The sequence below is a fragment of the Propionivibrio sp. genome, assembly GCF_029255185.1.
Taxonomy (GTDB): Bacteria; Pseudomonadota; Gammaproteobacteria; order Burkholderiales; family Rhodocyclaceae; genus Propionivibrio.
The window spans coordinates 33,982-57,742 of sequence record NZ_JAPUVO010000075.1 but is presented as its reverse complement, the minus strand read 5'-3'; the positions used below and the strand labels follow the sequence as shown (position 1 = coordinate 57,742).

Below are 23,761 nucleotides of genomic sequence, written 5' to 3'. Positions count from 1 at the left end.
TGATCTGGACGACGGGGACGCCGTTGGCTGCGGCGCCAAGCTGCGGGGCGTAGGCGCTCCCCGTGGCGGCGATGACCTGCGCCGAGACGGCGACCGGCTGGGCGATCAGTGCGCTTAGGGTGAGCCAGAGGATGGTGCGCTGGAAGAAGGTGGGGCGGGAGGTGTGCATGGATGACGAAATCATAGCTGTTTCATGGCGGTGAAGGGTTGTGCGGCAGGTGTTTAGGGTGGTTTTGATGTGACCTCAAAGAGCGATCAACCTGAAAAACTCAGTTATTCACCGCAAAGACGCAAAGGACGCAAAGTTTCGCAAAGAAGATCAAGGAGTTACCCTACCATTCCAGCATAATTGTTCGGCACCCGATGAGTGTGGGGTGGAAAGCTCGTAACTCCATGTTTCTTAGCGTCCTTTGCGTCTTTGCGCCTTTGCGGTGAGGTTTTTAAAATCAAAGCTGGTAACTCAACAGAAACCCGGCCACCGGTCTGCGGGTGCCAAAGCCATCGGGTTTGGCGAGTGCCCAGCCGGCGAAGAGGTCGTAGTTGAAGCCGTGCCCGGCGCCGCGCAGGCCGAGAACGGCGCCGGTCAGGCGACGGCCGGCCAGCGCTTGTGCGCTCGGGCCGCTGACCTGGCCGTGGTCGATGCCGGCGTAGGCCGCCTGGCCGGAGTCGCCCAATGGGACTTCGAGTTCATTGCGCAGAAACCAGCCGCGCTCGGCGGCGAGGGTACGTTCGCCGTCGAAGCCACGCACGGTATAGCGGTTGCCGATGGCGATATGGTCGACGGCGTAGAGCACGTCGTTGGTCGTCTGCCCGTGTAGCGTGGCCAGCCAGCGAACGGGTTGGGCGACGATTTTGAAGGGGGTGACGGCCGTGAAATCGAGCGTCTGCATCCGGTAGGCGGGGGTCGGGGCGTCGGCGCTGTGCCCGGCCGCGTCGCTCTGCCCGCCGAACCAGGAGACGCCCTGGCGGTGCGCCAGGGCCAGGTCAATCTGGGCGTCGCCGAGGTATTGCCGATGGGCAACACCGAGTTCGGCGGCGCTGCTGCGTCGGCGTTGATTGAGAATTTCGGTGTCTTCGATGTAGCTGCGCGTGTAGCGTCGCAGGGCGCGAAATTGCAGGGTGGTTTTGGCGGTCTGGTCGCGATAGACCACACGCTGTAGCTTGATTTCCTGATTCTGCGTATTGCCGCTCGAACGGAAGGTCTCGTTCATGCCCTGGATGGTTTGCAGGTAGTGCGACGCGCTGTCCGCTAAGGAGAGCGTCCAGTAGCCCCAGGGTACCGAGTATTGCAGGCTGTGGCCGCGCGTGCCATGGCGCGCCGTGTCATGGTCGGCGTCGTTGTTCACGGTTAGGCTGAGCAGGTCGTTGATGCCCAGCAGGTTGTCGAGCGAGGCGGTGAGCGAGGTTTGCAGGCGGCCGGTGGCTTTGGCGCCAGCATCGTCAAGCGTGAGGCCCAGGCGCCAGGGTTTGCCGCGCTGGACAGTGAGGACGATGTCGCTTTCTCCCGGGGCGCCCTCGGGGACAATGTCAATGGAGACGTCCTGCGAGGAAGTCCGCTTCATTTGTTCCAGCCCCTGTTCGATGTCGCGCAGGTTGAGAAGGTCGCCGGGGCGTACCGGGAAGGCGCTGCGCCAGTTGCGTTCGGGGGCCTCACCCTCACCCTCAATGCGGATGGCGCGAATGACGCCGGGGATAAGAACAAGGCGCAGGCTGCCGCTCGCCAGATCCTGCTCGGGAGGAATGCCGATGCGGGTTGTGCTATAGCCCTTGGCGACAATCAGCGCGACGGTGCGTTGGACGATCTGGTTGATTCCCTGCGGGCCAATGCAGCGCCCGGCGTAGCCAGCAAGATAGGTGTCCAGCCAGGTGAAGGCTTGACGACGCTCACCGTCAAGTTGCACGCGGTCAATGCGAACGCAGGGCGTTTCGACAGGCAGGTCGCGGGCCTCAGTATCGACCGTTGGCGCCGCCGGTGACAGGTGGACATCCGGCGCTTGTTGCCGAGACAGCCGTTCTTCGGCCTCCTGCTGCGCGCGGCGACGTTGCTCTTCCGTGTCAACGGTGACTTGCGCGAAGGCGGCGCCGGCGAGCACATAGAGGCCGGCGATGGACAGCGACAGCGCGTGGCGGACGACGATGGCAAAACGCGGGCGAGCGTGGAGGAGGTGGAGGAGCGGCGGCATAATTCGAGGCTTTGTTAAGAGAGTTGCTTGATGTGTACTGGCGTCGCCGATAGGCCGACGCTGGTCGCCAGTTGAGCGCTGGCGAAAGCGGCGGATTTTAACGCAGGTCAAGAGATATTGCATTGTTTTTATGACGAAAATTTCTAGGTTGATGTGCGGCACATAACGTCAAATGCTCCTTGAGGTCACCGGCCCGATGCAGGACGGCCTGCTTACACATTCAATTTTCGTGCCAGGATCAAACCCTTTGAAAACACTGAGTGCGTGAGGGGCACGGTGGGATAAGGCGGACATAAATTGTCACATTGCGACTGTATTTCGTCACGATGTGACGACAGTTGCGCCAAGCGCATGACCGAAAGTCGCGTCGGGTTACGCCCTGCGTGCTAACCCGACGAGTTGTGCTCCACATCAGTTTGAATCGCACCCGGGACGACGTGCGTGGTGGAAAGGGAAATGGCTGACATTCAGCTTAAGGTAGCGCCATTGGGATTAGGCTTCTTTGACCAACAGATTTAAACGCACCCGTTTCATGTGGTTCTAAGCCCAAACCGGCAGAATTTGTTCTGTCCGTCAGTGCTGTGTATTCCAAGGGTTGATGACAGTCAAACCAGCAGCTTCAAAAGGGCTGGTGTTTCGCGTTGCAACAATCAAACGATGGCTTGTGGCCGTCGCGGCAATGTAGCCATCTGCGGGCGAGATAGCCTTGCCTTCGGCCCGCGCACGGGCGCGAAGCACTGCGTAGGCTTCTGAGGCGGCTGCATCAAAGGGCAGTATTCGACCGACGAACATAGGCAAGATTCGCTGCTCAAGACTGGTGTGGAGCGTGTCCCTTCGTTTGCCAGACGGCAGCGCCGCAATAGTAAAACATGTGTTTTACGACACAATGAATTTGCCTTTTAGTAGAGCAGGAAATCTTTCCGCATGATCTCCCAGGCGGTTTCGTCGAGCCGGGTCAATGCGTCAAGATCGGCCGGCGTTGCCTGTGGATCATCAACCCATTCGCGTAGCAGCGGGCTGCCGTTGATCAGGTCAATGGCCAGCCGGTTGTTTTCGTATTCGTAGGCAAAGTCGCGCCATAGCGGATAGTCCGGTTGCATTCGGCGTAGTGCCTTGAAAGCAAGAGCCTGCAGGCGCCATGGGCGGAACGCGAGGTGCTGGTAGCTGGCGTCTTCAACGTGAATCTGCACGCCATTGCACAGTTGGCCAACGTGTTTATGGAAGGTTGGCTCGAACCAGCAGTCACGCAGGCGGCATCCGGCAAGCCAGGTCGGGGCTAGGGTGGTCATTGTGCGAATTAGCGCCTGGGCGTCGATGTCCGGCGCGCCGAATAGTTCGAGCGGACGGGTGGTGCCACGTCCCTCGGAAAGCGTCGTGCCTTCGAGCATGACGGTGCCGGCGTAGCAGCGCGCCATCGAGACATTGGGCGCGTTCGGGCTGGGGTTGACCCAACTGCGGTTGCCCAGCGGCCAGCCGTAACCGGGCGCGGCGTCGGGCGCCCAGCCCAGGAGGGTGATGACCTGGCAGTCGACATCAAGTTTCAAAGTGGCAATGAACCAGTGTGCCAGTTCGCCCATCGTTAGTCCGTGACGCATCGGTAATGGACCAGCGCCGACAAAACTCTCCCAGCCGGTACGCAGCAACAGCCCTTCAAGCGGCCGACCGACGGGGTTCGGGCGGTCGAGTATCCACACCGTCTTGCCGTGTTCGGCAGCGGCTTCGAGCAGGTAGCGCAGGGTGGTGATGAAGGTGTAGATGCGACAGCCAAGATCCTGTAAGTCGATCAGCAGGACATCGAAGGTGTCCATCATGGTGGCCGTCGGCCGGCGCACTGTGCCGTACAGGCTAAACACCGGGATGCCGTGCCGTGGATCGAGGAAGTCGGGTGACTCGACCATATTGTCCTGTTTGTCGCCGCGCAGGCCGTGCTGCGGGCCGAAGGCGGCGGTGAGCCTGAGGTCGGGGAGTGCCGCCAGCGCGTCAAGGGCGTGTGTCAGATCGACGGTGACCGAGGCCGGGTGGGCAAGCAGGGCCAGGCGTTTGCCGGTCAGCGGCTTGCGCAGTGCGGAGTCGGCAAGCAGGCGGTCGAGTCCAAACTGGATGGCGGGCATCGTTGGGGCTTTCAAACAGGGGTGGATGAGACGGTCAGTTCCAGCGTAAAGGCGTCGCGATGGTGAAAGTCGGGGCGGGCGGAAGGGTGGCTCAGCGCCCAGTAACTGTGGCTTCCTTCAACAACATCGGCAGTTTCGATCACCGCTGAAAGACCGAGCAGAAGCGTGCTCGCGCCGGGAGGCAGCGCTTCCGGTGCAATGATTGCCTCCATTTCCAGCCGACCGGCAAACAGCCGGGATGTGAGTTGTGGCGCTGCACTGAGGACACGTGTTTCGTCGCGCTGTCGGTAGTCAGAAAAAGCATAAGCCGCCCATTGACCGGACGGCGAGAAGTTAAATTCGCGGTAAGCCGTATCGTCTCGCAAACCAATAAAAGCCTCGAAACAGGTATGTTCCCAGAGTAAATCGGGTTGATTCGAGGCCTGCGCCGCCGGGATCAGCAAGCGTGCCATGTCTCCCCGGAGCCGATAGTTAAGAGCGAGTGCGCCGTCTTGTCGCAACCTCGCCCACACTTCGAGCGCGCGCACTACCGGCGCCGGACTTGCTGGGTGGCAGAGTAAGGTAAGGGGGTAATCGGCGTCTGGCATGCTGCGGATTCTAGCCGTTCTGCTCTGGCGACAGAAACAAAAGTAGTGTGCTCCGATACTTGATTCTGATTATATTTTGACTACTATGAGAAACATATTAATGGAAAGATTTGCATCGTGAAGACCGCAAATGCCCTTCAAAAATTCGGCCAGCGCATCCGTGCTGAACGCAAGCGTCTGAGAATTTCTACGGTTGTTGCCGCAGAGGCTGCGAGGATTTCCCGGGTGACGCTGCACCGCATAGAGCATGGTGAACCTACGGTGGCCCTGGGTATGTATTTTGAGGCCATGGAGGTTCTCGGGCTGACATTTGATGTTGTTCCCAAGGGGCTGGCCCAAGAGGCTGAAGTCGAGCGCGCTCCTGAAGAAAAAACGAATGCGCAAAAATGGCCCAGCACAGTTTCGTTCAGAGATTGTCCGCAGCTAAAGAAAGTGGCTTGGCACGTCCATGGCGTTGATGCGCTCCCGGCGAAAGATGCGCTTAATCTTTATGAGCGGAACTGGCGGCATGTCGACAAAGAGAAGATGACGGCCAAGGAGCGCAAAGTGGTCGATAAGCTCGTTAAGACCTATGGGAATGGTTTCTTCCTTGTATAACCGGCTACACCATCATGTGCTTGCAATGGCGTTGCAGTCACTGGATGCGGATTTGCTCGCCAGGAACCGATGCCTCCTCGGGGGCGGCACGGCAATTACCCTGCGGTACGGAGAATACCGAGAGTCTGTCGATATTGACTTTCTTGTTTCCGACTTGTGGGGGTATCGAAACCTGCACCAGTTAATCAAAGAGGCAGACAGTCTCAAAGCCATTGCCAAAGCAGGTGCAGTAATCAATGAGCTGCGCGAAATCAGATCCACGGGGTACAGCATTCAGTCTGCGATTGGCGTAGGGGATGCCAGGATCAAATTCGAGATTGTTTTGGAGGCACGGATCAAGTTTGACTCACCAGAATCGGATGACCGGGTGTGTGGTATTGCAACACTGACGCCTACCGACCTCATGGCTTCAAAGCTGCTTGCAAACGTTGATCGTTGGCGTGATGACGCCTTCTTTAGCCGGGATCTCATCGACATGGCGATGATGCAGTCCCCCAAGCTTCTGCCGATGGCCATCGCTAAAGCAGAAAGCGCCTATGGCGGTAGCGTCCGACGCGATCTCGCTAAGGCTGTGGAGCATGTATTAAAACAGCCCGGTTGGCTAGAGAAATGCCTTGAGGCCATGAAAATGGATACCCCCAAGGCTGTGCTTTGGAAACATATCAAGGCGCTTGCAGCGGCCAGCAAGCCACAGTCAGTGCCGTTGATTTAAGCACGTTTTCGTTGACACGGATTGCTACCGACGACTTGCAACTCACATAGCTTAGGTGTTACTTTGGTGCTACCATCACGAGAGAGGGATCCCAACAATGTCCACTACATCATTGAAGCTTTCGGACGAACTCAAGCAGCGGGCAGTTGCCGCTGCCGAGAAGAAAGGTATATCGCCACATGCGTTCATGGTGCGCGCGATAGAGCAGGCGGCTACATCAGCAGAACGGCGGGCCAGTTTCGTGGCCGATGCTCACGCGGCACGAGAACAAATGTTGAAGACCGGAAAAGGCTACGATGCAAGCGAGGTTCATACCTACCTGAAGGCACGCATTACCGGAAGTAAATTTGCAAAACCGAAAGCCATATCTTGGCAAAACTGAGCTATTCGGAACAAGCGCTTGCCGATCTCGAAAGGCTAACCGACTTCCTGATTGAGATTGATGCTTCGGCAGCGGCAGAGACGGTTGAGTTGATTGAGGAGGCTGTCAATTTATTAATACGTCATCCGTTGGTCGGCCGTCCTGTAGAGCATGAATTGCGGGAGCTGGTGATATCTCGCGGACGCAGCGGTTACTTGGCCCTCTATAGCCTCGAAGAAGATCAGGACGCCGTCCTGATTCTTGCGATCCGTCATCAACGTGAAGCCGGATATTGGGGGCAAGGTGAGGAATGAGTCGCTGTGCGCTTTGGCGACTCAGATGTCAGTGCCTCCCTCTGATATCCACTAAATCACGGTTTTTCTGGAATCACTGACCCGTTACTGGGATGACAAGATCATCGCGGTGATTGTCTCTGGCTATGATGGCGCCGCCGCACTTTGCGGCATGTCAGCCTTCGGGGTGATAACGAAAATCCCCATGATGTCAGCACGCACGGCCATCAGCATCATTACGACCATAATCGGGACAGAAATGACGTCGTTGATGACGGCACTCCAGAAGAGCGCTTTGATCGGATCAATGGGCGTGAAATTCAGCGCGACGCCGAGGGCCGTGGCGATGATCACAATCGCGTAAAACCCTCTCGCCTGCAAGAGTTGGAGGCCGAGGCCCGTGCGCCATTTGAAGGCTTCAGCGACCGTGTAGGCGGCAGAGCCGGCAAGAATCGGGACAGCGAGCAACCCGGTGCTCACGATGCCGGCGGAAAACAAGGGTTAATACCTTGAGTAGCGGCACATAGCGCGGAAAGGGTACGAACACTTGGAGCGCCAGCGAGATCACCCCGAAGGCGATTGCGTACCAATGGGCGGGGCCGCCGATGAGAAGTTTTAGGGTTGCACCCATGGTGCCGATATCGGCTGCGATGTTGATCGTATTCGCGATCAACAGCAACGTGATGATGCCGTAGAGCAGCCAGGGCGGGTAATGCTTGCGTATGTTGGCGGCTAAGCCCTGACCGGCGACCCGTCCGATGCGGGCACTCACCGTCTGGATGCCAACCATCAGCGGAAAGGTGAAGAACGCGGTCCACAAAATCCCGTAACCAAATCCGGCGCCGACTTGGGAGTAGGTGGCGATACCACTTGGATCGTCATCCGCCGCACCGGTGATAAGACCGGGGCCAAGTCTCGTCCACAGTGATGGCTTCTTGACTGGTGCAATTTTGATCTCGTTCACGGAAGTGACCAGCGACGACGCTCTGAGATACGAATAGCGCAGCTTTCCCGTCGATCCGCTCCAATGATGAACTCGACGGCAAAGGCAGAGCGCGATTAATTGCCTTTAATGGCGTCTTTGAGATCCGCTTTGGCATCGCCGTATGCCGCCTGGGCTTTGCCACGGGTATTTTGAACCTTGCCTTTCAGCTCCAGATCCTTATTGCCAACCAGGTTGCCGACAACTTCCTTTACTTTACCTTTGGCTTCTGTAACGCGACCGCTGGTTTGATCCTTGTTCATGGTGATCTCCTAAGTGATTGTTGGAAGTGCTCGGGAGCGATGAACCGGTGGCGCAACGCTCCCAATCAGGAGAATAGGCATTGAATCGGAAACGTTCTGTGCGCTAGCGCTCATAGTTCATGTAGGGCACATGGAATACCTTTCTCACAAAAACTATAACGAGGGCAGGGCTTTTGTTCGAATGAGGTGTCAATGAATCGTTTGGACGCAGATCGATAGTCAGAGGGAATGCTCGTGCTTACTCCTTGTAGCCCCCACCAGAACCACCTTCTCGGCGCCTTGTCATCTGAAGAATACGCACGCTTGCTACCGCATCTCGAACCGGTGCAGTTGCCCTTGGGCGCAGCGCTTTATGAGTCCGGGTTTCAGTTGCGTCACGTTTATTTTCCGATTGACTCGATTGTGTCCCTGCTCTACGTCATGGAAGACGGTTCATCGTCGGAAATCGCTGTAGTCGGCCATGAAGGGGTTATCGGGATATCCCTCTTCATGGGCGGTGAAACTACGCCCAGTCGTGCTGTCGTACAAAGCGGTGGCCAAGCCTATCGGCTTCGGGGACAAGTGCTGAAGGATGAATTCAATCGCTCGGGCGGACGTCGTGCCGGCGCATTGCACAATTTGTTATTGCGCTACACCCAGGCGTTGCTGACACAAATGGCGCAGACCTCGGCGTGCAACCGCCATTATTCTTTGGACCAGCAGCTTTGCCGCTGGCTGCTCATGAGTCTCGACCGCCTGTACTCGAACGAACTGATTATGACGCAAGAATTGATCGCCAACATGCTTGGGGTGCGTCGTGAAAGCGTTACGGAAGCCGCCGGCAAGCTGCATAAGGCTGGCTTGATCGGGTATCGCCGTGGTCACATTTCCGTGCTCGATCGACTGGGGTTGGAGGCGCGAGCCTGTGAGTGCTACGCGATCGTGAAGAAAGAGTTTGATCGCCTGCTCCCGGAGGTGAAGTTTTGCCCATCCGACCGGGTGACGACGCAATCGACACCTGAATTGCGTAGTGCGCGGCCGTATCCAAGGAGTTAAGCAGAGGCTATGTTGTGACCGTACTCATCCCTCGATTGGCCTGCGTACGGTAGCCAACAGACTCCCGTTTTTACGCAGAACATCATGCACAGGAAAGGAACGTCTGTGCTTGTGTTTGTGGGCAACGATATGTATCACGACGTGTATGGGGCGCAGAGACTCGGGATAAGAACCGTTTTCTTCAAATCAAATCAGGGGTTGCAGGAAAAGGATGGTGTAAAGCACGACTACATTATTTACAACTTTCCTGAATGGCTAAACGCCATCCGCTTCTTCGAAAATGCTATTTCAATGTAGCCAGCAAGGTGATCTCCGCGACACTGGCCAACGCCTTCGATAACGGACAGTCGCGTTTGGCAGCGGCGGCGAGCTCCTGAAATGTCGCGTCATCAATACCCGGAACCGTGGCCTGCAGGGTCAGCGCGATGCGGTCGATGACAAAGCCTTCCCCCTGTTTGGATAGGCGCACGCTGGCTGTGGTATCCACACTGGTAGTCGCCAATCCCGCTTTGTCACAGGCGAACGAAAACGCCATCGTGAAGCAGGCCGCATGGGCGGCGCCCAGAATTTCCTCGGGATTGGTGCCGCGTCGGTCATCCTCGAAGCGGTTGGCAAAACCATAGGGACATTGTTTCAGCGCACCGGTCTCGGTGCTGATTGTGCCCAGGCCCTTCTTGCCCTGGCCTTCCCAATGAACGCTGGCGGTCTTTTCAGTCATGTGAGTCTCCTTTTGCTGAGTTTGGTGGTCGGCGCCGAGTGAACTTAGCGGGACGGATACAAACGGTCTGTTCGGTATCGCACGGACAGCGCAGGCGAGCTATGAATTGATGATCGGGGACCGGGTCCGCGTCTTCACTTTTGAGGCAATGCACATGAATTTGTTAAACGTGTCGTGAAGGTCGGTCGGGCTTGTTATTTCGGTCGTGGACGCGAGAGCTTGGGCCGCACCTCCTGAAGTCGCCCGGCACGCAATTCGACGACGGTTTTAGCCACGGCGCGCGCGACATTGCGCGTCTCTTCTTGCATCAGCTCGTCCTTGTCCAGAGTGCTGTGACTGGTCGCATACGGCTCGTAGTAACCGATGTAGCGATCGAGTCGCGCCTGTGCTCCGGCATCGATGAAACCCATCCAGTCGAGCCAGTCCGACAGGGCGCGACGCGAGTCTTCAATTCCGGTCACATCGCCATGCACGACCACTCCGTAAGCCCGTCCGGCGAGGTGTTGCGGGTAGTCCCAGCCAGCCATTTCAAGTTCCTTTGCTTTATTGGCGTTCTTGCCCGAAGTCAGCGTCGGGTCTGGGTTGCCGCCGTCGGCGCAGACCAGGCGGTCGATCATTAGCTTCAGGGGGCTCGGGCTTTGGTACCAATAGACCGGCGTGACGATGATCACGGCGTGGGCGGCCGTCCAGCGCTCGTAGATTTCGGCCATCCAGTCATTGGTCTGGTTGAGCGAGTGATTCGGGTAGCAACTGCACGGCCAGTGGCAGAGGGGCATGGCTGTCGACACGCAGCCCTTGCACGGGTGGATGTTGCGGCCGTATTCGGAGGTGAGCAGACTCAGATCGAGTACATCAGCTCCGATGCCGGCATGCTCCAGTGTTTCGCGGGCGATTCCCAGAAGCCGAAACGATTTCGAGATTTCGCTCGGGCAACTGCCGTCGTTGCGGGCCGAACCGCAGATCAGCAACACGCGGGAAGGGGTCGAGGGTTCGGACCAGTTCTTTTGCGCTTCATCGATGCGCTGTTTCGTGGCAATCCACTCGCTTGACAGCTCATAGTCCGGATCGGCGTAGCCGGGACCGGCTTTCTGGGTATATGGCGCCTTGCGGCCATCCGTATAAGCCAGCCAGGCAATGTCTTCAAGACGTTCGATGGACTGATCTTCGGCGCGGAAGGCAGGGTCGATGAAGGTGGCACGAAAACGGATGCTGAACTCGGCTCGTGTCAGACGTCCGGGGGCCTGGCCGGTGCGGATCTCGATCACCGACGATGTCGTCTGTCGCTCAGCCGGGCTGGCGTTGTTGGCTTGATGGTATTCCATGGGGTGTTCCCTTTTTGGATGGCTAACGATGACAGCTACGGTGCACGGCACTGTTCAACCTGGAGCGAGGCTACTGGAAAGGAGAATGGTCATCCGTGCGCTGCCGAACGCAAAGCTCGTTTTGTTGGCTACCGTACAGGCATGCTCAAGCAGAACAACTCAGAGGAATCAAGACATGACCGCTACGGCTCGATGCCATCCGGAACGGTCACGTGGTGCTAATCGCGCATATCAGGACAGCAACGGAAGCAACCCTGGTGCGTGAGTTGGTTGGCGATTCCCTCGCTCCGCAAAGTTGAGCGTCGCCGCCTTTTTGGCGGAGCTTTCTTTCTGTTTGTGATGCGAAATGAATAGTTTTGGAGCTAGCCCAAAAGAATCAGACGTGCCATCAGCGGCTCCTTGCCGTCGTATAAATCAGATCGCCAGTAGCTCACGCTGATAGCGCTGCCAGTTCTCGGCATAGCGCTCCGCACTGTCGGGCAGACGGGCGACTTCCTCATTGCTTAGTTCGCGCACGACTTTTCCCGGTGAACCGATGATCAGGGCGCGTTCCGGGAATACCTTGCCTTCCGGGATCAGCGTATTAGCGCCGACCAGCGAGTTTTTTCCGATCACCGAGTTGTTGAGCAGTATGGAGCCGATGCCGATCAGCGAACCGTCGCCAATCGTGCAGCCATGCAGCATCACCATGTGGCCAACGGTGACATTGCGTCCCACGATGAGCTCGATTCCCTGGTCGGTATGCAGTACCGAGCCGTCTTGAATGTTGCTGTTCTCGCCGATGCTGATCAGGTCGGTATCGCCGCGCAGGGTGGCGTTCCACCAGACTGAGACGTTCCTGGCCAGATGCACCTGGCCGATAATCGAAGCGCTGGGGGCGATCCAGCTTTGCGGGTCGATTCGCGGAGTGTGGATTCCAAGACGGTATACCGGCATTTCCTGTCTTACTGATAACGCAGCGCTTCGATCGGGTCGAGGGCGGCGGCCTTGCGGGCGGGATAAAAGCCGAAGAATACGCCAACGCCAGCGGCAACGGTAAAGGCGACCAACACCGAGCCGCCCGAGATGACGATCACCATGTTGGTGATGGCGTTGATCAGCAGGGCGCTGCTAATGCCGAGGACCAGGCCGATTAGGCAGCCGGCGATTGAAATCATGATGGCTTCGAGCAGGAACTGGGTCAGGATGTCTTTCTGGCGAGCGCCGATGGCCATGCGGATGCCGATTTCGCGCGTCCGTTCGGTGACCGAAACGAGCATGATGTTCATGATGCCGATACCTCCGACGAGTAGCGAAACCGAGGCGATGGCGCCAAGCAGAAGTGACATGACACGGGTCGTTTCGGCGGCTGAATCGGCCGCTGCGGCGAGGTTGCGAATGTAGAAATCGTTATCCATGTCCTCGCGCAGACGATGCCGCTGGCGGAGCAGGGCGGTAACCGATTTCTCGACGGCGGGCATGGCTTCTGCCGAACTGGCCTGCAGCACGACGGTGCGTACCGAACCGGCAAAGGGAACGCCGAAGACCTTGCGCTGGGCGGTGGTGAGCGGAATGATGATGGTGTCGTCCTGGTCGCGTCCGTCGAGGTTTTGCCCCTTGGCGCCGAGGGTGCCGATGATGACGAAGGGGGTTTGGCGAATGCGGATTGTTTTGCCCAGCGGGTCCTCATTCGGTTCGAAGAGGTTTTCAGCAGCCGTCCTGCCGATCAGCGCGACCCGCGTTGCCGAACGCACGTCGGATTCGCCAAAGACGTAGCCGCTGGTCAGCGTCCAGGCGCGTGCGTCGAGGTAGGCGGGGGTGGTGCCGACGACGGTTGCGCTCCAGTTCTTCGCGCCATAGACCAGTTGCTGCGTGCCCTGGTGCACCGGCGCGACGTTGCTGATGTCGTCGAGCTCCGCAATGGCTTCGGCGTCGGCGACATTGAGCGTCGGTCCGAAACCACTGCCGGTGCGCACCCCCGAGGTATTGGTTGAGCCCGAAATCAGGATATACAGATTGCTGCCCATGGTGCTGATTGTCTGCGCCACGGCATATTGGGCGCCTTGGCCGATGGCCATCATGAGTACCACCGAGCCGACGCCGATGACCATGCCGAGCATGGTCAGCGCCGTGCGCATGCGGTTGCAGCCCATGGCGTGCCAGGCTTCGCCGAGCATCGCGCCTAGCATGATGCGGGTTTCCGCGCCAGGGTGGCGCTGTCGTTGATAATGTCGCTCACGATGTGGCCATCGAAAAAGCGGACCTGCCGTTTGGCATGGGCGGCGATGTCGGCTTCGTGGGTGACCAGGACGATGGTGATTCCCTCGTCATTGAGTTGGCCAAAGAGCGCCATGATTTCTTCGCCGGTATGGCTGTCAAGGTTGCCGGTTGGTTCGTCGGCAAGAATCAGACGTGGCGAATTGATTAGTGCGCGGGCGATCGCCACACGCTGCTGCTGGCCGCCGGAAATGCGTGCGGGCAGGGATTTTGCGTAGCCGTCGAGGCCAACCCGGGCGAGCATTTGGCGGCCCTTCGCGCGGCGCACTTCACGCTCGATTCCCGAATAGACCAGCGGCAGGGCGACGTTGTCTTCCAGACTCATGCGCGGCAGCAGGTTGAAGCCCTGAAAGACGAAGCCGATGGTGCGGTTGCGCAAGATAGCAAGTTCGTCGCTCCCCATGTGCGCAACATTGCGTTCGACCAGGTAGTAATCGCCCATGGTTGGCGTGTCAAGACAGCCGAGCAGGTTCATGAACGTCGATTTTCCTGAACCCGACGGCCCCATGATGGCGACGAATTCACCGCGCCTGATCGTCAGGTCGACGCCCTTGAGCGCCGGGAACAGCCCGGCGGCGGTGACGTAGGACTTGCCGAGCCCGGCGACGCGAATAACTGCTTCGGGCATCAGAACAGCCTCATGCCGACGCTGCTGGGTTTGCCGCCGGCACTGGCGTTGTTTTCTCCGACGATGACCTTGTCACCGACTTTCAGGTCGCCAGCGATGACTTCGGTAGTGCGATTGTCGGTAATGCCCAGTTGAATGCTGACCGGCTTGAGCTCCTTGCCGTCGATCACGTAAACCGTGCCGCTGGCGCTGTCGCGTTTCTTCCCCTTGCCCTTTGGCTCGCCGGCCGGTGAGGCACTTTGGGCGGCGGCGCCTTTTTCATCGGCGTCGGCGGGTTTGAAGCGCAGCGCGGCGTTGGGCACCATCAGCACATCGCTGCGGCGGGCGACGCCGATGTTGACGTAGGCGGTCATTCCCGGCAACAGAATCTGATCCGGATTTTGCAGCGAGACGCGAACGTTGTAGGTGACGACGTTCTGCTGCACAGTCGGGTTGAGGCGGATCTGCTGCACTTCGCCGGAAAAAGTTTTGTTCGGGAAGGCATCGACGGTAAAGCGAACCTTCTGGCCTTCCTTGATCTTGCCGATGTCGGCCTCGGCGAAACTCGAATCGATGCGCATCTCGGAGAGATCCTGCGCGATCTTGATCAGCGTCGGGGTTTGCAGGCTGGCGGCAACGGTTTGCCCGAGATCGACAACGCGGTCAACGACGATTCCGGAAACCGGCGAGCGAATGGTGGTGTAGTTGAGGTTGACCTGATCCTTGTCGGCCGCCGCCCGCGCTTGTTCGAGCTGCGCCACTGCTGATTTGCGTGCCTGGACAGCCTGCTCCAGTTCCTGCCGCGACACATACTCCTGCTCGAACAGCGATTTCATTCGTGTTTCGTTGGCACGCGCCAGATCAAGCGTCGCCGCGATATTGCCGATATTGGCCGCCGATTGCCTGGCCTGCGCGGCAAACAGCGAACGGTCAAGCTCAAGCAGGGGCTGGTCTTTCTCGACCTTGTCGTTGAAGTCGACATAAAGTTTGGTGACCGTTCCGGAAACCTGCGTTCCAACGCTAACCAGGACCACCGGGTTGAGCGTGCCGCTGGCCGAGACAGTTTGCGTGAGATCGCCCTTTTCGATGGCCTGCAACTTGTAGCGCTGCTCAGGGGACTGCGCGGCGCTGCTGCGATACCAGTAGAAACCGCCACCGACAATTGAAACAGCGACGAGGGTGATGAGGTTTGTCTTGAGGATTGGTGTCATGGGGTTCCTGCCGCGGGGTTTAACAGGCTGCTGTCGAGTACGCCAACGGCCTTGGCCAGTGCGGCGCGCGAGACGTGCCAGTCAAGTAGTGCCTGGATGCGCTGCAAGCGGGCGGCAGCCAGTGCGCTCTGGGCATTGAGGACATCAAGAATGCTGCCAACACCGGCCTTGTAACGGCCAAGCGCGACGCGTTCCGATTGCTCGGCGCTGGCCAGCAGATCGGCTGTGGTGCGGATCGTTTGGGTGGCGGTGATCAGGCTCTGGTAAGCACTCCAGACGTCAAGCGCGACTTGCAGGCGGAGGTTTTCGCGCTGCGCGCTCGCCGCGTCGGCAGCAGCCTGTGCCGAGCGAACCTTGTAGCGGGTTTCGAAGCCGGAAAAGATCGGCAGGGTGAGCGTCAAGCCAATCGAATTACCATGGTTGGAGATACCTCCCGTATCCAACCAGTTTGGGCCGGCGCCCAGCGCAAGCGTTGGCAGGACGGAGGCACGTGTGTACTCGATGTTCGACTGGGCGGCATCAAGCTGTGCTTGGGCGGCTTTGAGATCAGGGCGGCGCAGTTGCGCCTCGCTGATCAAGGCGTCAATGTCGCCCTCGAATGAAGCGTCCGGCGTGACCTGCGCAATGTCGGCCAGCTTCAGCGGCACGCTGGCGTTCATTCCCATTACGTTGGCTAGCGTGCCAAAGGCGATCTTGACCGCGCCCTCAGCCTTGACTCGGTTGAGCGTAGCCTGTGACCATGCCGTTTGCGCCAGCAGCCGGTCGGCCGGGGTGCCCGTGCCAACCTTGTAGCGTACTTCGGCGGCCGAGAGGCTTTCGCGGCTGGCTTTTTCCGATTCCAGTGCGGCGATTACTGCGGCACGTGCCGCCTGGGTGTTGTAGTAGGCCTGCAAGGCCGCCTGGAAGACGCTTTGTACGGTGTTGTCGAGCGTTGAGGTGGCGGCGCTGAGCAGTTGTCGGGCTATTTCAAGGTTGGCCGAACGCGCGCCAAAGTCGTAAAGCAGCCAGGAAAGAGTGAGTGAAGCGCTGCGCTGATTGCTGTTGTCGGCATTAGTTCGCAAGCGGCTCGTTGTTGCCTTGCCATCCAGGCTGGGCAGGTAGCCGGACTGGGCTACGCCGACCTGGGCGGCCTGCGCGCGGGCGTTGGCCCAGGCTTCGTGGGTCCTCGGGTTCTGGCACAGCGCCAGGTCAACAACGTCCAGGACATCGTAAGTGGTGTTTGGCAGGGGCGCCTGGCACGGGACGCCGGCCGGGAAGAGCAGCGGGCGTGGTGGTGTGATCGCCTCGGTATTGAAAGGATCAAGCGGGCCAAAGGCCATCGCCTTAGGGGCGAACGCACTGGCCAGGGTAAGCAGGGTCAGCAGTACGGAGCGTGTGCGCAGTGCGTGCATTGAGTCGCTTGAATCGGATTGGCGGTCGGGTCAAAATTTCCGCTAGTATAGCGGCCTTCATTCTTCCTCACGCGGCGTCAGCCCGTCGACCTGTTAGTCAATGTTACCGGCCGCGATGACGTGGTTTTGGCAAAAAATACTCATGGCACTCAAGGCAACGATTTTCAAGGTTGATCTCGCGCTTGCGGATATGGATCGCAATCTCTACGAGAACTATGCGCTGACACTGGCCCGCCATCCTTCCGAAAACGACCAGCGCATGATGGTTCGTCTGCTCGCCTTTATGCGTTATGCCGACCCTTCGCTGACCTTCGGCAAAGGGTTGTCGACCGACGAAGAGCCCGACCTCTGGCTTAAGGATCTGACCGGCATCATCGACCTCTGGATTGTCGTCGGTCAGCCCGACGAACGCTGGTTGCGCAAGGCATCGGGTCGCGCCAGGCGCGTGGTCCTGTTTTCCTACGGTGGCCGGGTGGCGGAAATGTGGTGGGAACAAAACCGTGCGACGCTGGAAAAACTGCCGAATCTGACGGTGTTCCGGCTGCCGCCGGAAAGCACCCAGGCCCTGGCGGCGTTGGCCAACCGCGCGATGCATCTGCAATGCATGATTCAGGACGGCGAGATGCTGATTACCGGGGAGGGGGAGTCGGTCCGTATCGAACCGGCGCTCATTTTTGGATCGAGCGGATGAGTGGCCGCTGTTGCTTTAAGTTTCATCATGGCAAACAACGCAGCAATGATCTACTATGGGCTTGTTGGGCTTGATCAAGCTCGGAGCAGGAGGAGTCAATCATGGACGTCGGTTCGGTTTCTTCAGGTAGCAGCGCCGCCGCTTTGGCCGCGAGTGCTTCGTCCCAGTTGCGCGCACGCCAGCCGGAGCAGGATCGGCAAGCGCAACAGGCGCAGCAATCCCAACAGTCACAACAGACTCAGGAGTCCCGGCAGGCGCAGGGCAGTCCGCCTGTTGATGAAAGCGAGGCAGCGGATCGCGCTCAAGCCGAGGCTGAGAAAAGCCGGCCTACGGTCAATACTAGCGGGCAGACGGTGGGTACGCGGGTCAATACTACTGCCTGACTCGCCTGGTCTGGCGAGTGGCATCAGGGGCTACGCGCTTTCCCCGGAGAGCGTAAAGCGGCCTTGCAATTCTTCAAGATTGAGTTCGCGCAATATTGCCTGTAGTCGTGTTTGCGCGTTCTTTCGCGGCTGATCGGTCTGTCGCGCAATAATCAATTCATTTTTCATTGAGTGTTCCCAGCCGACGAGTTCGGTGACTGTCACTTGATAGCCGTTGGCTTCAAGCATCAGGCAGCGCAGGGCGTTGGTGAGTTGGCTGCCGAACTCGCGGGTATGGATTGGATGTCGCCAGAGTTCCGAAAGCGGTGTTTTCGCCAGCGATGCATTCTTGTTCTGGCGCAGCACGGCGGCGACCTCGGCTTGGCAACACGGAACCAGCACGATGAACTGCGCCTGCTTGCACAGTGCAAAGCGGATGGCGTCGTCGGTCGCCGTATCGCAGGCGTGCAAGGCGGTGACGATGTCGATTGTCGCGGGCAGGGCGGGTGAGGAAATTGAGTCTTCAACCGTCAGGTTGAGGAAACTCATTCGCTCAAAGTGCAGACGCTGTGCCAAAGCGCACGATTTTTCAACCAGTTCTTCGCGCGTCTCGATGCCATAGACATGGCCGCTGGCGCGCGTCTTGAAGAACAGGTCGTAGAGGATGAAACCCAGGTAGGACTTGCCGGCGCCGTGGTCGGCCAGCGTCAGGTTTTCGGTGACCAGTTCGGTGAGCAGCGGCTCGATGAAGTGGAAGAGGTGATACACCTGCTTTAGTTTGCGCCGACTGTCCTGATTCAGTTTGCCATCGCGCGTCAGGATGTGCAGTTCCTTGAGGAGTTCAATTGACTGTTCGGGCTTGATTTCGGGAATATTCAGCACGGCTTGTGTTTGCCAAAAGCGACCATTTTAGGCGCATGGTCGAACAAATGGGATAATGATCGGTTTTTTACGGGCTCTGATTCTTCATGGCTATTCAGTGGTACCCCGGTCACATGACATCGGCACGGAAAAAAGCGGCCGAAACGATGGCGTCAATCGATGTGGTGATCGAGGTGCTCGACGCTCGTTTGCCTGAAGCCAGCACCAATCCGATCGTGCGTGAACTGCGCTTGCACCGCCAGCGTCCTTGCCTGAAGGTGCTGAACAAGGCCGATCTGGCTGACCCGGAAGCGACCAAGGCCTGGATTGATTACTACAACCAGCAAGATGGCGTGAAGGCCGTCGCCCTGTCGAGCAAGAATCACGGTGAGGTGGCGCGCATTCCCGCCCTGTGTCAACGCCTGGCGCCGCACCGTAATGACAACATCAAACAACTGCGCATGATGATCATGGGGATTCCAAACGTCGGAAAATCGACTTTGATGAATGCCCTGGTCAAGCGCAAGATCGCCAAGGTCGGCGATGAGCCGGCGGTGACCAAATCGCAGCAGATGCATCAGATCAGCGTGCGCCATTCGATCACCGATACGCCGGGTCTGATGTGGCCAAAAATCGAATATCCGAGCGATGGCCTGATGCTTGCCGCGAGCCATGCCGTCGGCCGCAACGCCATCATCGACGAGGAAGTGGCGGTATTTCTTGCTGGCCTCCTGCTCGACCGCTACCCGGTGCTACTCGCCGAACGCTATGGCTTCTCGGTTGAAGGAATCGATGCCGTGGCGGTCGTAGAAGGGGTTGCCAAGCGGCGCGCCCTGCGCATGCGTGGTGGCGAACCTGATTTCGAGAAAGCCTCGAGCGTACTGTTGCAGGATTACCGCGACGGCAAACTGGGCCGGATCAGCCTGGAAACGCCTGCGACGCGCCGCGTAATGCTCGATACGAAAACCAAATTGCCAGCGGTGGTGGAATAGAGGCTTACGGGAGGCTTACGGCCGACCCACCGGTGACTGATCGTTTTGCGGCTTGACGATGTACTGCTTGACCACGGGAATTAACGTATTCCAGACGTACCAACCGGCGCAGCCGATCAGACTTAACCAGATGATCGTCTGGATAATGAAGTTGCGCGCATCGCGCCGTTGCCGGCTGATTTTTTTTGCCGGGTCGGTGGCGCCGCACTTGGGGCAGGCGAGCGCCGAAGTGTCAACCTGATGGTCACAAGCACGGCATGTAACGAGCGACATTGCGTTATCCTTCTTCCGATGACTCGGGATTATAGTCCGTCGGCTCCTGCTAGGACCAGTGGCCGATTTGCCACCTTAAGGATTGAGCCATGAACGACCGCTTGACCGAACTGGAAATCAAGGCCAGCCTGAACGAAGATCTGCTTGACGAACTCAATCGCACGGTCTATCGGCAACAGCAGCAGCTTGATTTGTTGCAAGAGCAGTTGCGTCATATCTACGGACAGATGCAGGCCAATGCCGAGCCCACCGAGCCACTGAACCTGCGCGACGAAATCCCGCCACACTACTAATCGGAAGAACCGGGAAATTTGTGTCAACCGCTTTCAGGAAGCCGCGTTATTAGGCACATGGTGGCTCTTCACCAAACCAAACGGAGTTGAAAATGGGCAGTCTTAGTACCGAATCCTTCGACCAGTTTCTGGATTCTCTCAAACAAGCGGGTGTGGCCATCAGCAATGAGCTTGAGTTGCGTGAGCGCCTCGCCGAAGCACAGCGCTGGCGCTTTGCCTTTGCCACCTTGGCGTCCAACGGTCGCCCGCTCGGCATACGCTTTCAGGATCACAGCGCAGGTGTGAATGAAGCCGAGATCCATCGCGCTTTCACCCAATTCCAGTTTCCGGAAAGCATGGAAGTCGCCTTTGCAGCCAGCCTGCGGGCAGAACACTGAGCAAGGAACGTGAAAAAATCCACTGATTTCTGGTAATACACCGGTTTTCGGGGAATAAAAAAAAGCCTGCAAAGTTTAAACTTTGCAGGCCTTTTTCATTGGGCAACACTAACGAGAGATCGGCTTGTAGCGAATCCGCTTTGGTTTCGCACCTTCCTCGCCCAGCCGGCGAACCTTGTCTTCTTCGTACTCGTGGTAATTGCCGGCAAAGAAGCTCCATTGCGAGTCGCCCTCGCAGGCCAGGATGTGGGTACAGATGCGGTCGAGGAACCAGCGGTCGTGGGAGATGACCATCACGCTGCCACCAAATTCGAGCAGGGCATCTTCCAGCGCGCGCAGGGTTTCAACGTCCAGATCGTTGGACGGCTCGTCGAGCAGCAGAACATTGCCGCCAGCGATTAGCGTCTTGGCCATGTGCAGCCGACCGCGTTCGCCACCGGAGAGCTGGCCAACACGCTTTTGCTGGTCCGAACCTTTGAAGTTGAAGCGGCCGATGTAGGCGCGGGACGGCGTTTCGTACTTGCCGACCGTAAGAATATCGGAGCCGCCGGAAATTTCTTCGAATACGGTTTTGTCGCCATCAAGGCAGTCGCGGCTCTGATCGACGTAGGCGAGCCGGACCGTGGTGCCGATGTCGACCTCGCCCGAATCGGCTTTTTCCTTGCCCATCAGCATGCGGAAGAGGGTCGATTTGCCAGCGCCGTTGGGTCCGATGATGCCGACGATGGCGCCGGGCGGGATGTTGAACGAGAGATTGTCGATCAGCAGGCGGTCGCCGAAGGCCTTGCTGACATTCTTGAATTCGATGACCTTGCTGCCCAGCCGTTCGCCGACCGGGATGAATATTTCCTGCGTTTCGTTGCGTTTCTGGTATTCAATGCTGGACAGTTCCTCGAAGCGGGCAAGACGCGCCTTGCTCTTGGACTGCCGGGCCTTGGGGTTCTGCCGCACCCATTCGAGCTCCTGCTTCATCGTCTTGATGCGGCCAGACTCTTGTTTGGCTTCGGTTTCCAGTCGAGCTTCCTTCTGCTCAAGCCAGCTTGAATAATTGCCCTTCCACGGAATGCCTTCGCCGCGGTCGAGTTCAAGAATCCACTCGGCGGCATTGTCGAGGAAGTAGCGGTCATGGGTGACGGCGACGACGGTGCCGGGGAAGCGCACGAGAAATTGCTCAAGCCACTCGACCGATTCGGCGTCGAGGTGGTTGGTCGGTTCGTCGAGCAGCAGCATGTCGGGCCGGGAGAGCAGCAGCTTGCACAGTGCGACGCGGCGCTTCTCGCCGCCCGACAGGTTCCTGATCGGCGCGTCCCACGGTGGCAGGCGCAGCGCGTCGGCGGCCAGTTCGAGTTGGCTGGCGAGGTCCGAACCGGCGGTGGCGATAATCGCCTCCAGCCGACCTTGTTCTTCGGCCAGTTTGTCGAAGTCAGCGCCTTCATCGGCGTAGGCCGCGTAGATCTGTTCGAGTTTTTCCTGGGCCTGCATTATTTCGCCCATGCCTGATTCGACTTCCTGGCGCACGGTCATTTCCGGGTTGAGTTGGGGTTCCTGCGGCAGATAGCCGATGTGCAAGCCGGGCATTGGCGTGGCTTCACCGATGATGTCCTTGTCAACGCCGGCCATGATGCGCAGCACGGTCGATTTTCCCGAGCCATTGAGGCCGAGCAGGCCGATCTTGGCGCCAGGGAAGAAGGATAGGGAAATGTCCTTGATGATCTGGCGCTTGGGCGGGACAATCTTGCCCACGCGGTTCATCGTAAATACATATTGGGCCATTAAGACGGGCTTTCGGAGAGGGTTGATAAGCGCCCCGGCATTCTGTAAGCAAAGGCGTTGTAGCGGAAAATGCGCTCAGTTAGGTTCGGATCGTTTCGTCGAGCGTGATATCGACCATCAGATCGTTCGATATTTGTTCCAGATCACTGGTCAAGGCGCGGGCGTCAAGGCTGGCCGAAGCGGTGAGTTCGGCGGTAGCATGGAACAGTATCTCGGCCGACATCGGTGCACTGGCCGTATGCGTGCTGAGATCTTCAACATTGATCGCATGCCTGGCGAGCACTTGGGATACCTCGCGCACAATGCCGATGCGGTCGTGGCCGACCAGAGAGAGCTTCAATCGTCTATTGCCTTTTTCGCTGCCGGTGGTCGGTCCGCTGGCCTCCGACGTGATGCGCAGGCCGGGCAGCGCGGCAAGCGCTTCCTTGAGCGCCACGAGTTGCGTCTCGGGGACGCTCACGCAAACGATCCCGGCGAATTTGCCGGACAGATGCGACATTGATGATTCTAGCCAGTTGCCCTGGTACGAACTGATGACCGTCGCCAGTTGTTCAACAAGACCCGGACGATCATCGCCGATAACGGTCAGGACGAGGGAAATGTTGCTGTGACTCATGGCGCGCTCCTGAGGGGGTAATGGCGCCATTGTACCTGCAGGCTGGTTTCACCAGGATTCGTTTGCTCAGAGCGATGTCAGGGAGCGCTGTTCTGAGGCTTATTTCTCGACGAAGGCGCGCTCGATGACGTAATCGCCCATCGCGCCGATGTGCGGGGAGATTTTGAATTCCCGTTTGTCGAGCAGCGTGCAGCAGTCCTTGATCATCGCCGGGCTGCCGCAAATCATGATTCGGTCATGCGCCGGATTGAGGAGCGGCAGGCCAATGTCGGAAAACAGTTTGCCGTTTTCGATCAGGTGGGTGATTCGGCCCTGGTTCGCGAAACACTCGCGGGTTACGGTCGGGTAATAAATCAGCTTGTCGCGAACCAGATCGGCGAAGTACTCGTGAGTGGGCAGTTCGCGGCTGATGAAGTCGCGGTAGGCCAGTTCGCTTACGGTGCGTACGCCATGAACGAGAATGACCTTCTCGAAGCGCTCGTAGCTTTCCGGATCCTGAATCAGGCTCAGGAATGGCGCCAGGCCGGTGCCGGTGGCGAGCAGGTAGAGATTTCGACCCGGCTTGAGGTCGCGCAGGACCAGTGTTCCTGTCGGCTTGCGGCTGACGACGACGGCATCGCCGACCGACAGGTGTTGCAGCTTCGAGGTCAGCGGGCCATTGGGCACCTTGATGCTGAAAAATTCCAGAAATTCGTCGTGGTTGGCGCTGGCGATACTGTAAGCCCGCGTCAGTGGCCGGCCTTCCTGTTCAAGGCCAAGCATCACGAACTGTCCGTTGATGAAGCGCAGTCCGTCATCGCGTGTGGTGCGGAAGCTAAACAGGTTGTCGTTCCAGTGGCGGACGGACAGGACATGCTGGGTGGAAAGTGTACTCATGGCGTCGTTCCATAACAG

The 23,761-nt window shown here is 58.4% G+C and carries 30 protein-coding genes; 10 read left to right on the top strand and 20 right to left on the bottom strand.

Features of this window, described 5'->3' with window-relative positions; all coding sequences use genetic code 11:
- From Q1J43_RS04415 to Q1J43_RS04395, 5 genes are all read right to left on the bottom strand, one after another.
- Nucleotides 1-184: hypothetical protein (locus Q1J43_RS04415; RefSeq protein WP_301101169.1), on the bottom strand; the 184-nt coding region annotated here is incomplete at its 3' end.
- Nucleotides 185-446: 262 nt separating this feature from the next.
- Nucleotides 447-2,183, bottom strand: coding sequence for a ShlB/FhaC/HecB family hemolysin secretion/activation protein (locus Q1J43_RS04410; protein ID WP_301101168.1), 1,737 nt, complete (start codon nucleotides 2,181-2,183; stop codon nucleotides 447-449).
- A 573-nt stretch (nucleotides 2,184-2,756) separates the two neighbouring features.
- Nucleotides 2,757-3,035 carry a PIN domain-containing protein gene (locus tag Q1J43_RS04405; protein WP_301101170.1) on the bottom strand — a complete coding sequence of 93 codons (279 nt, stop codon included), beginning with the start codon at nucleotides 3,033-3,035 and terminating at the stop codon, nucleotides 2,757-2,759.
- Between the two features lie 47 nt (nucleotides 3,036-3,082).
- Nucleotides 3,083-4,294: a DUF1343 domain-containing protein gene (locus tag Q1J43_RS04400; protein WP_301101167.1), complete on the bottom strand. Its 1,212-nt coding sequence runs from the start codon at nucleotides 4,292-4,294 to the stop codon at nucleotides 3,083-3,085.
- An 11-nt stretch (nucleotides 4,295-4,305) separates the two neighbouring features.
- Nucleotides 4,306-4,746, bottom strand: coding sequence for a DOMON-like domain-containing protein (locus Q1J43_RS04395; protein ID WP_301101166.1), 441 nt, complete (start codon nucleotides 4,744-4,746; stop codon nucleotides 4,306-4,308).
- A gap of 252 nt (nucleotides 4,747-4,998) precedes the next feature.
- Here Q1J43_RS04395 and Q1J43_RS04390 point away from each other — a divergent pair, with 252 nt between their 5' ends.
- From Q1J43_RS04390 to Q1J43_RS04375, 4 genes are all read left to right on the top strand, one after another.
- Complete coding sequence (locus Q1J43_RS04390) at nucleotides 4,999-5,478, top strand: helix-turn-helix transcriptional regulator (protein ID WP_301101165.1); 480 nt, start codon at nucleotides 4,999-5,001, stop codon at nucleotides 5,476-5,478.
- Nucleotides 5,471-6,190 carry a nucleotidyl transferase AbiEii/AbiGii toxin family protein gene (locus Q1J43_RS04385; RefSeq protein WP_301101164.1) on the top strand — a complete coding sequence of 240 codons (720 nt, stop codon included), beginning with the start codon at nucleotides 5,471-5,473 and terminating at the stop codon, nucleotides 6,188-6,190. The genes Q1J43_RS04390 and Q1J43_RS04385 overlap by 8 nt, the downstream gene beginning before the upstream one ends.
- Nucleotides 6,191-6,287: 97 nt before the next feature.
- The gene (locus Q1J43_RS04380; protein ID WP_301101163.1) at nucleotides 6,288-6,572 is read left to right on the top strand and encodes a hypothetical protein; all 285 of its coding nucleotides are present in this window, start codon (nucleotides 6,288-6,290) and stop codon (nucleotides 6,570-6,572) included.
- Entirely contained in the window at nucleotides 6,560-6,865 is a 306-nt protein-coding gene (locus Q1J43_RS04375; RefSeq protein ID WP_301101162.1) for a type II toxin-antitoxin system RelE/ParE family toxin, read from the top strand. The genes Q1J43_RS04380 and Q1J43_RS04375 overlap by 13 nt, the downstream gene beginning before the upstream one ends.
- Before the next feature lie 123 nt (nucleotides 6,866-6,988).
- Here Q1J43_RS04375 and Q1J43_RS04370 read toward each other — a convergent pair whose 3' ends face one another.
- The 3 genes from Q1J43_RS04370 to Q1J43_RS04360 all read right to left on the bottom strand — a co-directional run bounded on the left by Q1J43_RS04370 (nucleotide 6,989) and on the right by Q1J43_RS04360 (nucleotide 8,089).
- Nucleotides 6,989-7,312 carry a divalent metal cation transporter gene (locus Q1J43_RS04370; RefSeq protein ID WP_301101161.1) on the bottom strand — a complete coding sequence of 108 codons (324 nt, stop codon included), beginning with the start codon at nucleotides 7,310-7,312 and terminating at the stop codon, nucleotides 6,989-6,991.
- The gene (locus Q1J43_RS04365) at nucleotides 7,263-7,808 is read right to left on the bottom strand and encodes a divalent metal cation transporter (protein WP_301101160.1); all 546 of its coding nucleotides are present in this window, start codon (nucleotides 7,806-7,808) and stop codon (nucleotides 7,263-7,265) included. Before Q1J43_RS04365 ends, Q1J43_RS04370 begins: the two co-directional genes overlap by 50 nt.
- A gap of 95 nt (nucleotides 7,809-7,903) precedes the next feature.
- A complete protein-coding gene (locus Q1J43_RS04360) occupies nucleotides 7,904-8,089 on the bottom strand; it encodes a CsbD family protein (RefSeq protein WP_301101159.1) in 186 nt (61 codons plus the stop codon).
- A 234-nt stretch (nucleotides 8,090-8,323) separates the two neighbouring features.
- Between Q1J43_RS04360 and Q1J43_RS04355 the strand changes: the two genes are divergently transcribed.
- Nucleotides 8,324-9,124 carry a Crp/Fnr family transcriptional regulator gene (locus tag Q1J43_RS04355; RefSeq protein WP_301101158.1) on the top strand — a complete coding sequence of 267 codons (801 nt, stop codon included), beginning with the start codon at nucleotides 8,324-8,326 and terminating at the stop codon, nucleotides 9,122-9,124.
- A gap of 283 nt (nucleotides 9,125-9,407) precedes the next feature.
- Here the strand turns inward: Q1J43_RS04355 and Q1J43_RS04350 are convergent, their stop codons facing one another.
- The 7 genes from Q1J43_RS04350 to Q1J43_RS04320 all read right to left on the bottom strand — a co-directional run bounded on the left by Q1J43_RS04350 (nucleotide 9,408) and on the right by Q1J43_RS04320 (nucleotide 16,629).
- Nucleotides 9,408-9,842 (bottom strand): OsmC family protein, encoded by a 435-nt coding sequence (locus Q1J43_RS04350; RefSeq protein ID WP_301101157.1) that lies wholly within the window; start codon nucleotides 9,840-9,842, stop codon nucleotides 9,408-9,410.
- A 194-nt stretch (nucleotides 9,843-10,036) separates the two neighbouring features.
- The gene (locus Q1J43_RS04345) at nucleotides 10,037-11,164 is read right to left on the bottom strand and encodes a flavodoxin family protein (protein ID WP_301101156.1); all 1,128 of its coding nucleotides are present in this window, start codon (nucleotides 11,162-11,164) and stop codon (nucleotides 10,037-10,039) included.
- A gap of 414 nt (nucleotides 11,165-11,578) precedes the next feature.
- Nucleotides 11,579-12,100: a gamma carbonic anhydrase family protein gene (locus Q1J43_RS04340; protein ID WP_301101155.1), complete on the bottom strand. Its 522-nt coding sequence runs from the start codon at nucleotides 12,098-12,100 to the stop codon at nucleotides 11,579-11,581.
- Between the two features lie 8 nt (nucleotides 12,101-12,108).
- Nucleotides 12,109-13,332: an ABC transporter permease gene (locus Q1J43_RS04335; RefSeq protein ID WP_301101153.1), complete on the bottom strand. Its 1,224-nt coding sequence runs from the start codon at nucleotides 13,330-13,332 to the stop codon at nucleotides 12,109-12,111.
- Nucleotides 13,326-14,048 (bottom strand): ABC transporter ATP-binding protein, encoded by a 723-nt coding sequence (locus Q1J43_RS04330; RefSeq protein ID WP_301101152.1) that lies wholly within the window; start codon nucleotides 14,046-14,048, stop codon nucleotides 13,326-13,328. The genes Q1J43_RS04335 and Q1J43_RS04330 overlap by 7 nt, the downstream gene beginning before the upstream one ends.
- Nucleotides 14,048-15,238, bottom strand: coding sequence for an efflux RND transporter periplasmic adaptor subunit (locus tag Q1J43_RS04325; RefSeq protein ID WP_301101151.1), 1,191 nt, complete (start codon nucleotides 15,236-15,238; stop codon nucleotides 14,048-14,050). The genes Q1J43_RS04330 and Q1J43_RS04325 overlap by 1 nt, the downstream gene beginning before the upstream one ends.
- Complete coding sequence (locus Q1J43_RS04320) at nucleotides 15,235-16,629, bottom strand: TolC family protein (RefSeq protein WP_301101150.1); 1,395 nt, start codon at nucleotides 16,627-16,629, stop codon at nucleotides 15,235-15,237. Before Q1J43_RS04320 ends, Q1J43_RS04325 begins: the two co-directional genes overlap by 4 nt.
- A 142-nt stretch (nucleotides 16,630-16,771) precedes the next feature.
- Between Q1J43_RS04320 and Q1J43_RS04315 the strand changes: the two genes are divergently transcribed.
- Entirely contained in the window at nucleotides 16,772-17,320 is a 549-nt protein-coding gene (locus Q1J43_RS04315; protein ID WP_301101149.1) for a YaeQ family protein, read from the top strand.
- Nucleotides 17,321-17,421: 101 nt separating this feature from the next.
- Nucleotides 17,422-17,703 (top strand): hypothetical protein, encoded by a 282-nt coding sequence (locus Q1J43_RS04310; RefSeq protein WP_301101148.1) that lies wholly within the window; start codon nucleotides 17,422-17,424, stop codon nucleotides 17,701-17,703.
- Between the two features lie 30 nt (nucleotides 17,704-17,733).
- Here Q1J43_RS04310 and Q1J43_RS04305 read toward each other — a convergent pair whose 3' ends face one another.
- The gene (locus tag Q1J43_RS04305; RefSeq protein WP_301101147.1) at nucleotides 17,734-18,564 is read right to left on the bottom strand and encodes an SAM-dependent methyltransferase; all 831 of its coding nucleotides are present in this window, start codon (nucleotides 18,562-18,564) and stop codon (nucleotides 17,734-17,736) included.
- An 86-nt stretch (nucleotides 18,565-18,650) separates the two neighbouring features.
- Here Q1J43_RS04305 and ylqF point away from each other — a divergent pair, with 86 nt between their 5' ends.
- On the top strand, nucleotides 18,651-19,535 hold the full coding sequence (gene ylqF / locus Q1J43_RS04300) for a ribosome biogenesis GTPase YlqF (protein WP_301101146.1): 885 nt from the start codon (nucleotides 18,651-18,653) through the stop codon (nucleotides 19,533-19,535).
- Between the two features lie 15 nt (nucleotides 19,536-19,550).
- Here ylqF and Q1J43_RS04295 read toward each other — a convergent pair whose 3' ends face one another.
- A complete protein-coding gene (locus Q1J43_RS04295; protein WP_301101145.1) occupies nucleotides 19,551-19,808 on the bottom strand; it encodes a hypothetical protein in 258 nt (85 codons plus the stop codon).
- A gap of 89 nt (nucleotides 19,809-19,897) precedes the next feature.
- On the opposite strand from Q1J43_RS04295, the gene Q1J43_RS04290 reads away from it, so the two are divergent.
- Together Q1J43_RS04290 and Q1J43_RS04285 are read left to right on the top strand one after the other, a co-directional pair.
- Nucleotides 19,898-20,101, top strand: a complete 204-nt coding sequence (locus tag Q1J43_RS04290) for a SlyX family protein (protein WP_301101144.1) — start codon at nucleotides 19,898-19,900, stop codon at nucleotides 20,099-20,101.
- Between the two features lie 92 nt (nucleotides 20,102-20,193).
- Nucleotides 20,194-20,478, top strand: a complete 285-nt coding sequence (locus Q1J43_RS04285; protein ID WP_301101143.1) for a hypothetical protein — start codon at nucleotides 20,194-20,196, stop codon at nucleotides 20,476-20,478.
- Nucleotides 20,479-20,586: 108 nt separating this feature from the next.
- Here Q1J43_RS04285 and ettA read toward each other — a convergent pair whose 3' ends face one another.
- From ettA to Q1J43_RS04270, 3 genes are all read right to left on the bottom strand, one after another.
- Nucleotides 20,587-22,251, bottom strand: a complete 1,665-nt coding sequence (ettA, locus tag Q1J43_RS04280) for an energy-dependent translational throttle protein EttA (RefSeq protein WP_301101142.1) — start codon at nucleotides 22,249-22,251, stop codon at nucleotides 20,587-20,589.
- A gap of 79 nt (nucleotides 22,252-22,330) precedes the next feature.
- Nucleotides 22,331-22,867, bottom strand: a complete 537-nt coding sequence (locus Q1J43_RS04275) for an ACT domain-containing protein (protein ID WP_301101141.1) — start codon at nucleotides 22,865-22,867, stop codon at nucleotides 22,331-22,333.
- Nucleotides 22,868-22,966: 99 nt separating this feature from the next.
- Nucleotides 22,967-23,743 (bottom strand): ferredoxin--NADP reductase, encoded by a 777-nt coding sequence (locus tag Q1J43_RS04270; RefSeq protein ID WP_301101140.1) that lies wholly within the window; start codon nucleotides 23,741-23,743, stop codon nucleotides 22,967-22,969.
- Nucleotides 23,744-23,761: the final 18 nt, after the last annotated feature.

Excerpts from the sequence above, each read along its gene's own strand:
- Q1J43_RS04410 (WP_301101168.1), bottom strand. The coding sequence starts at position 2,183 with ATGCCGCCGCTCCTCCACCTCCTCCACGCTCGCCCGCGTTTTGCCATC.
- Q1J43_RS04400 (WP_301101167.1), bottom strand. The coding sequence starts at position 4,294 with ATGCCCGCCATCCAGTTTGGACTCGACCGCCTGCTTGCCGACTCCGCA.
- Q1J43_RS04395 (WP_301101166.1), bottom strand. The coding sequence starts at position 4,746 with ATGGCACGCTTGCTGATCCCGGCGGCGCAGGCCTCGAATCAACCCGAT.
- Q1J43_RS04380 (WP_301101163.1), top strand. The coding sequence starts at position 6,288 with ATGTCCACTACATCATTGAAGCTTTCGGACGAACTCAAGCAGCGGGCA.
- Q1J43_RS04360 (WP_301101159.1), bottom strand. The coding sequence starts at position 8,089 with ATGAACAAGGATCAAACCAGCGGTCGCGTTACAGAAGCCAAAGGTAAA.
- Q1J43_RS04350 (WP_301101157.1), bottom strand. The coding sequence starts at position 9,842 with ATGACTGAAAAGACCGCCAGCGTTCATTGGGAAGGCCAGGGCAAGAAG.
- Q1J43_RS04345 (WP_301101156.1), bottom strand. The coding sequence starts at position 11,164 with ATGGAATACCATCAAGCCAACAACGCCAGCCCGGCTGAGCGACAGACG.
- Q1J43_RS04340 (WP_301101155.1), bottom strand. The coding sequence starts at position 12,100 with ATGCCGGTATACCGTCTTGGAATCCACACTCCGCGAATCGACCCGCAA.
- Q1J43_RS04335 (WP_301101153.1), bottom strand. The coding sequence starts at position 13,332 with ATGCTAGGCGCGATGCTCGGCGAAGCCTGGCACGCCATGGGCTGCAAC.
- Q1J43_RS04330 (WP_301101152.1), bottom strand. The coding sequence starts at position 14,048 with ATGCCCGAAGCAGTTATTCGCGTCGCCGGGCTCGGCAAGTCCTACGTC.
- Q1J43_RS04325 (WP_301101151.1), bottom strand. The coding sequence starts at position 15,238 with ATGACACCAATCCTCAAGACAAACCTCATCACCCTCGTCGCTGTTTCA.
- Q1J43_RS04320 (WP_301101150.1), bottom strand. The coding sequence starts at position 16,629 with ATGCACGCACTGCGCACACGCTCCGTACTGCTGACCCTGCTTACCCTG.
- Q1J43_RS04315 (WP_301101149.1), top strand. The coding sequence starts at position 16,772 with ATGGCACTCAAGGCAACGATTTTCAAGGTTGATCTCGCGCTTGCGGAT.
- Q1J43_RS04310 (WP_301101148.1), top strand. The coding sequence starts at position 17,422 with ATGGACGTCGGTTCGGTTTCTTCAGGTAGCAGCGCCGCCGCTTTGGCC.
- ylqF (WP_301101146.1), top strand. The coding sequence starts at position 18,651 with ATGGCTATTCAGTGGTACCCCGGTCACATGACATCGGCACGGAAAAAA.
- Q1J43_RS04295 (WP_301101145.1), bottom strand. The coding sequence starts at position 19,808 with ATGTCGCTCGTTACATGCCGTGCTTGTGACCATCAGGTTGACACTTCG.
- Q1J43_RS04290 (WP_301101144.1), top strand. The coding sequence starts at position 19,898 with ATGAACGACCGCTTGACCGAACTGGAAATCAAGGCCAGCCTGAACGAA.
- Q1J43_RS04285 (WP_301101143.1), top strand. The coding sequence starts at position 20,194 with ATGGGCAGTCTTAGTACCGAATCCTTCGACCAGTTTCTGGATTCTCTC.
- ettA (WP_301101142.1), bottom strand. The coding sequence starts at position 22,251 with ATGGCCCAATATGTATTTACGATGAACCGCGTGGGCAAGATTGTCCCG.
- Q1J43_RS04275 (WP_301101141.1), bottom strand. The coding sequence starts at position 22,867 with ATGAGTCACAGCAACATTTCCCTCGTCCTGACCGTTATCGGCGATGAT.
- Q1J43_RS04270 (WP_301101140.1), bottom strand. The coding sequence starts at position 23,743 with ATGAGTACACTTTCCACCCAGCATGTCCTGTCCGTCCGCCACTGGAAC.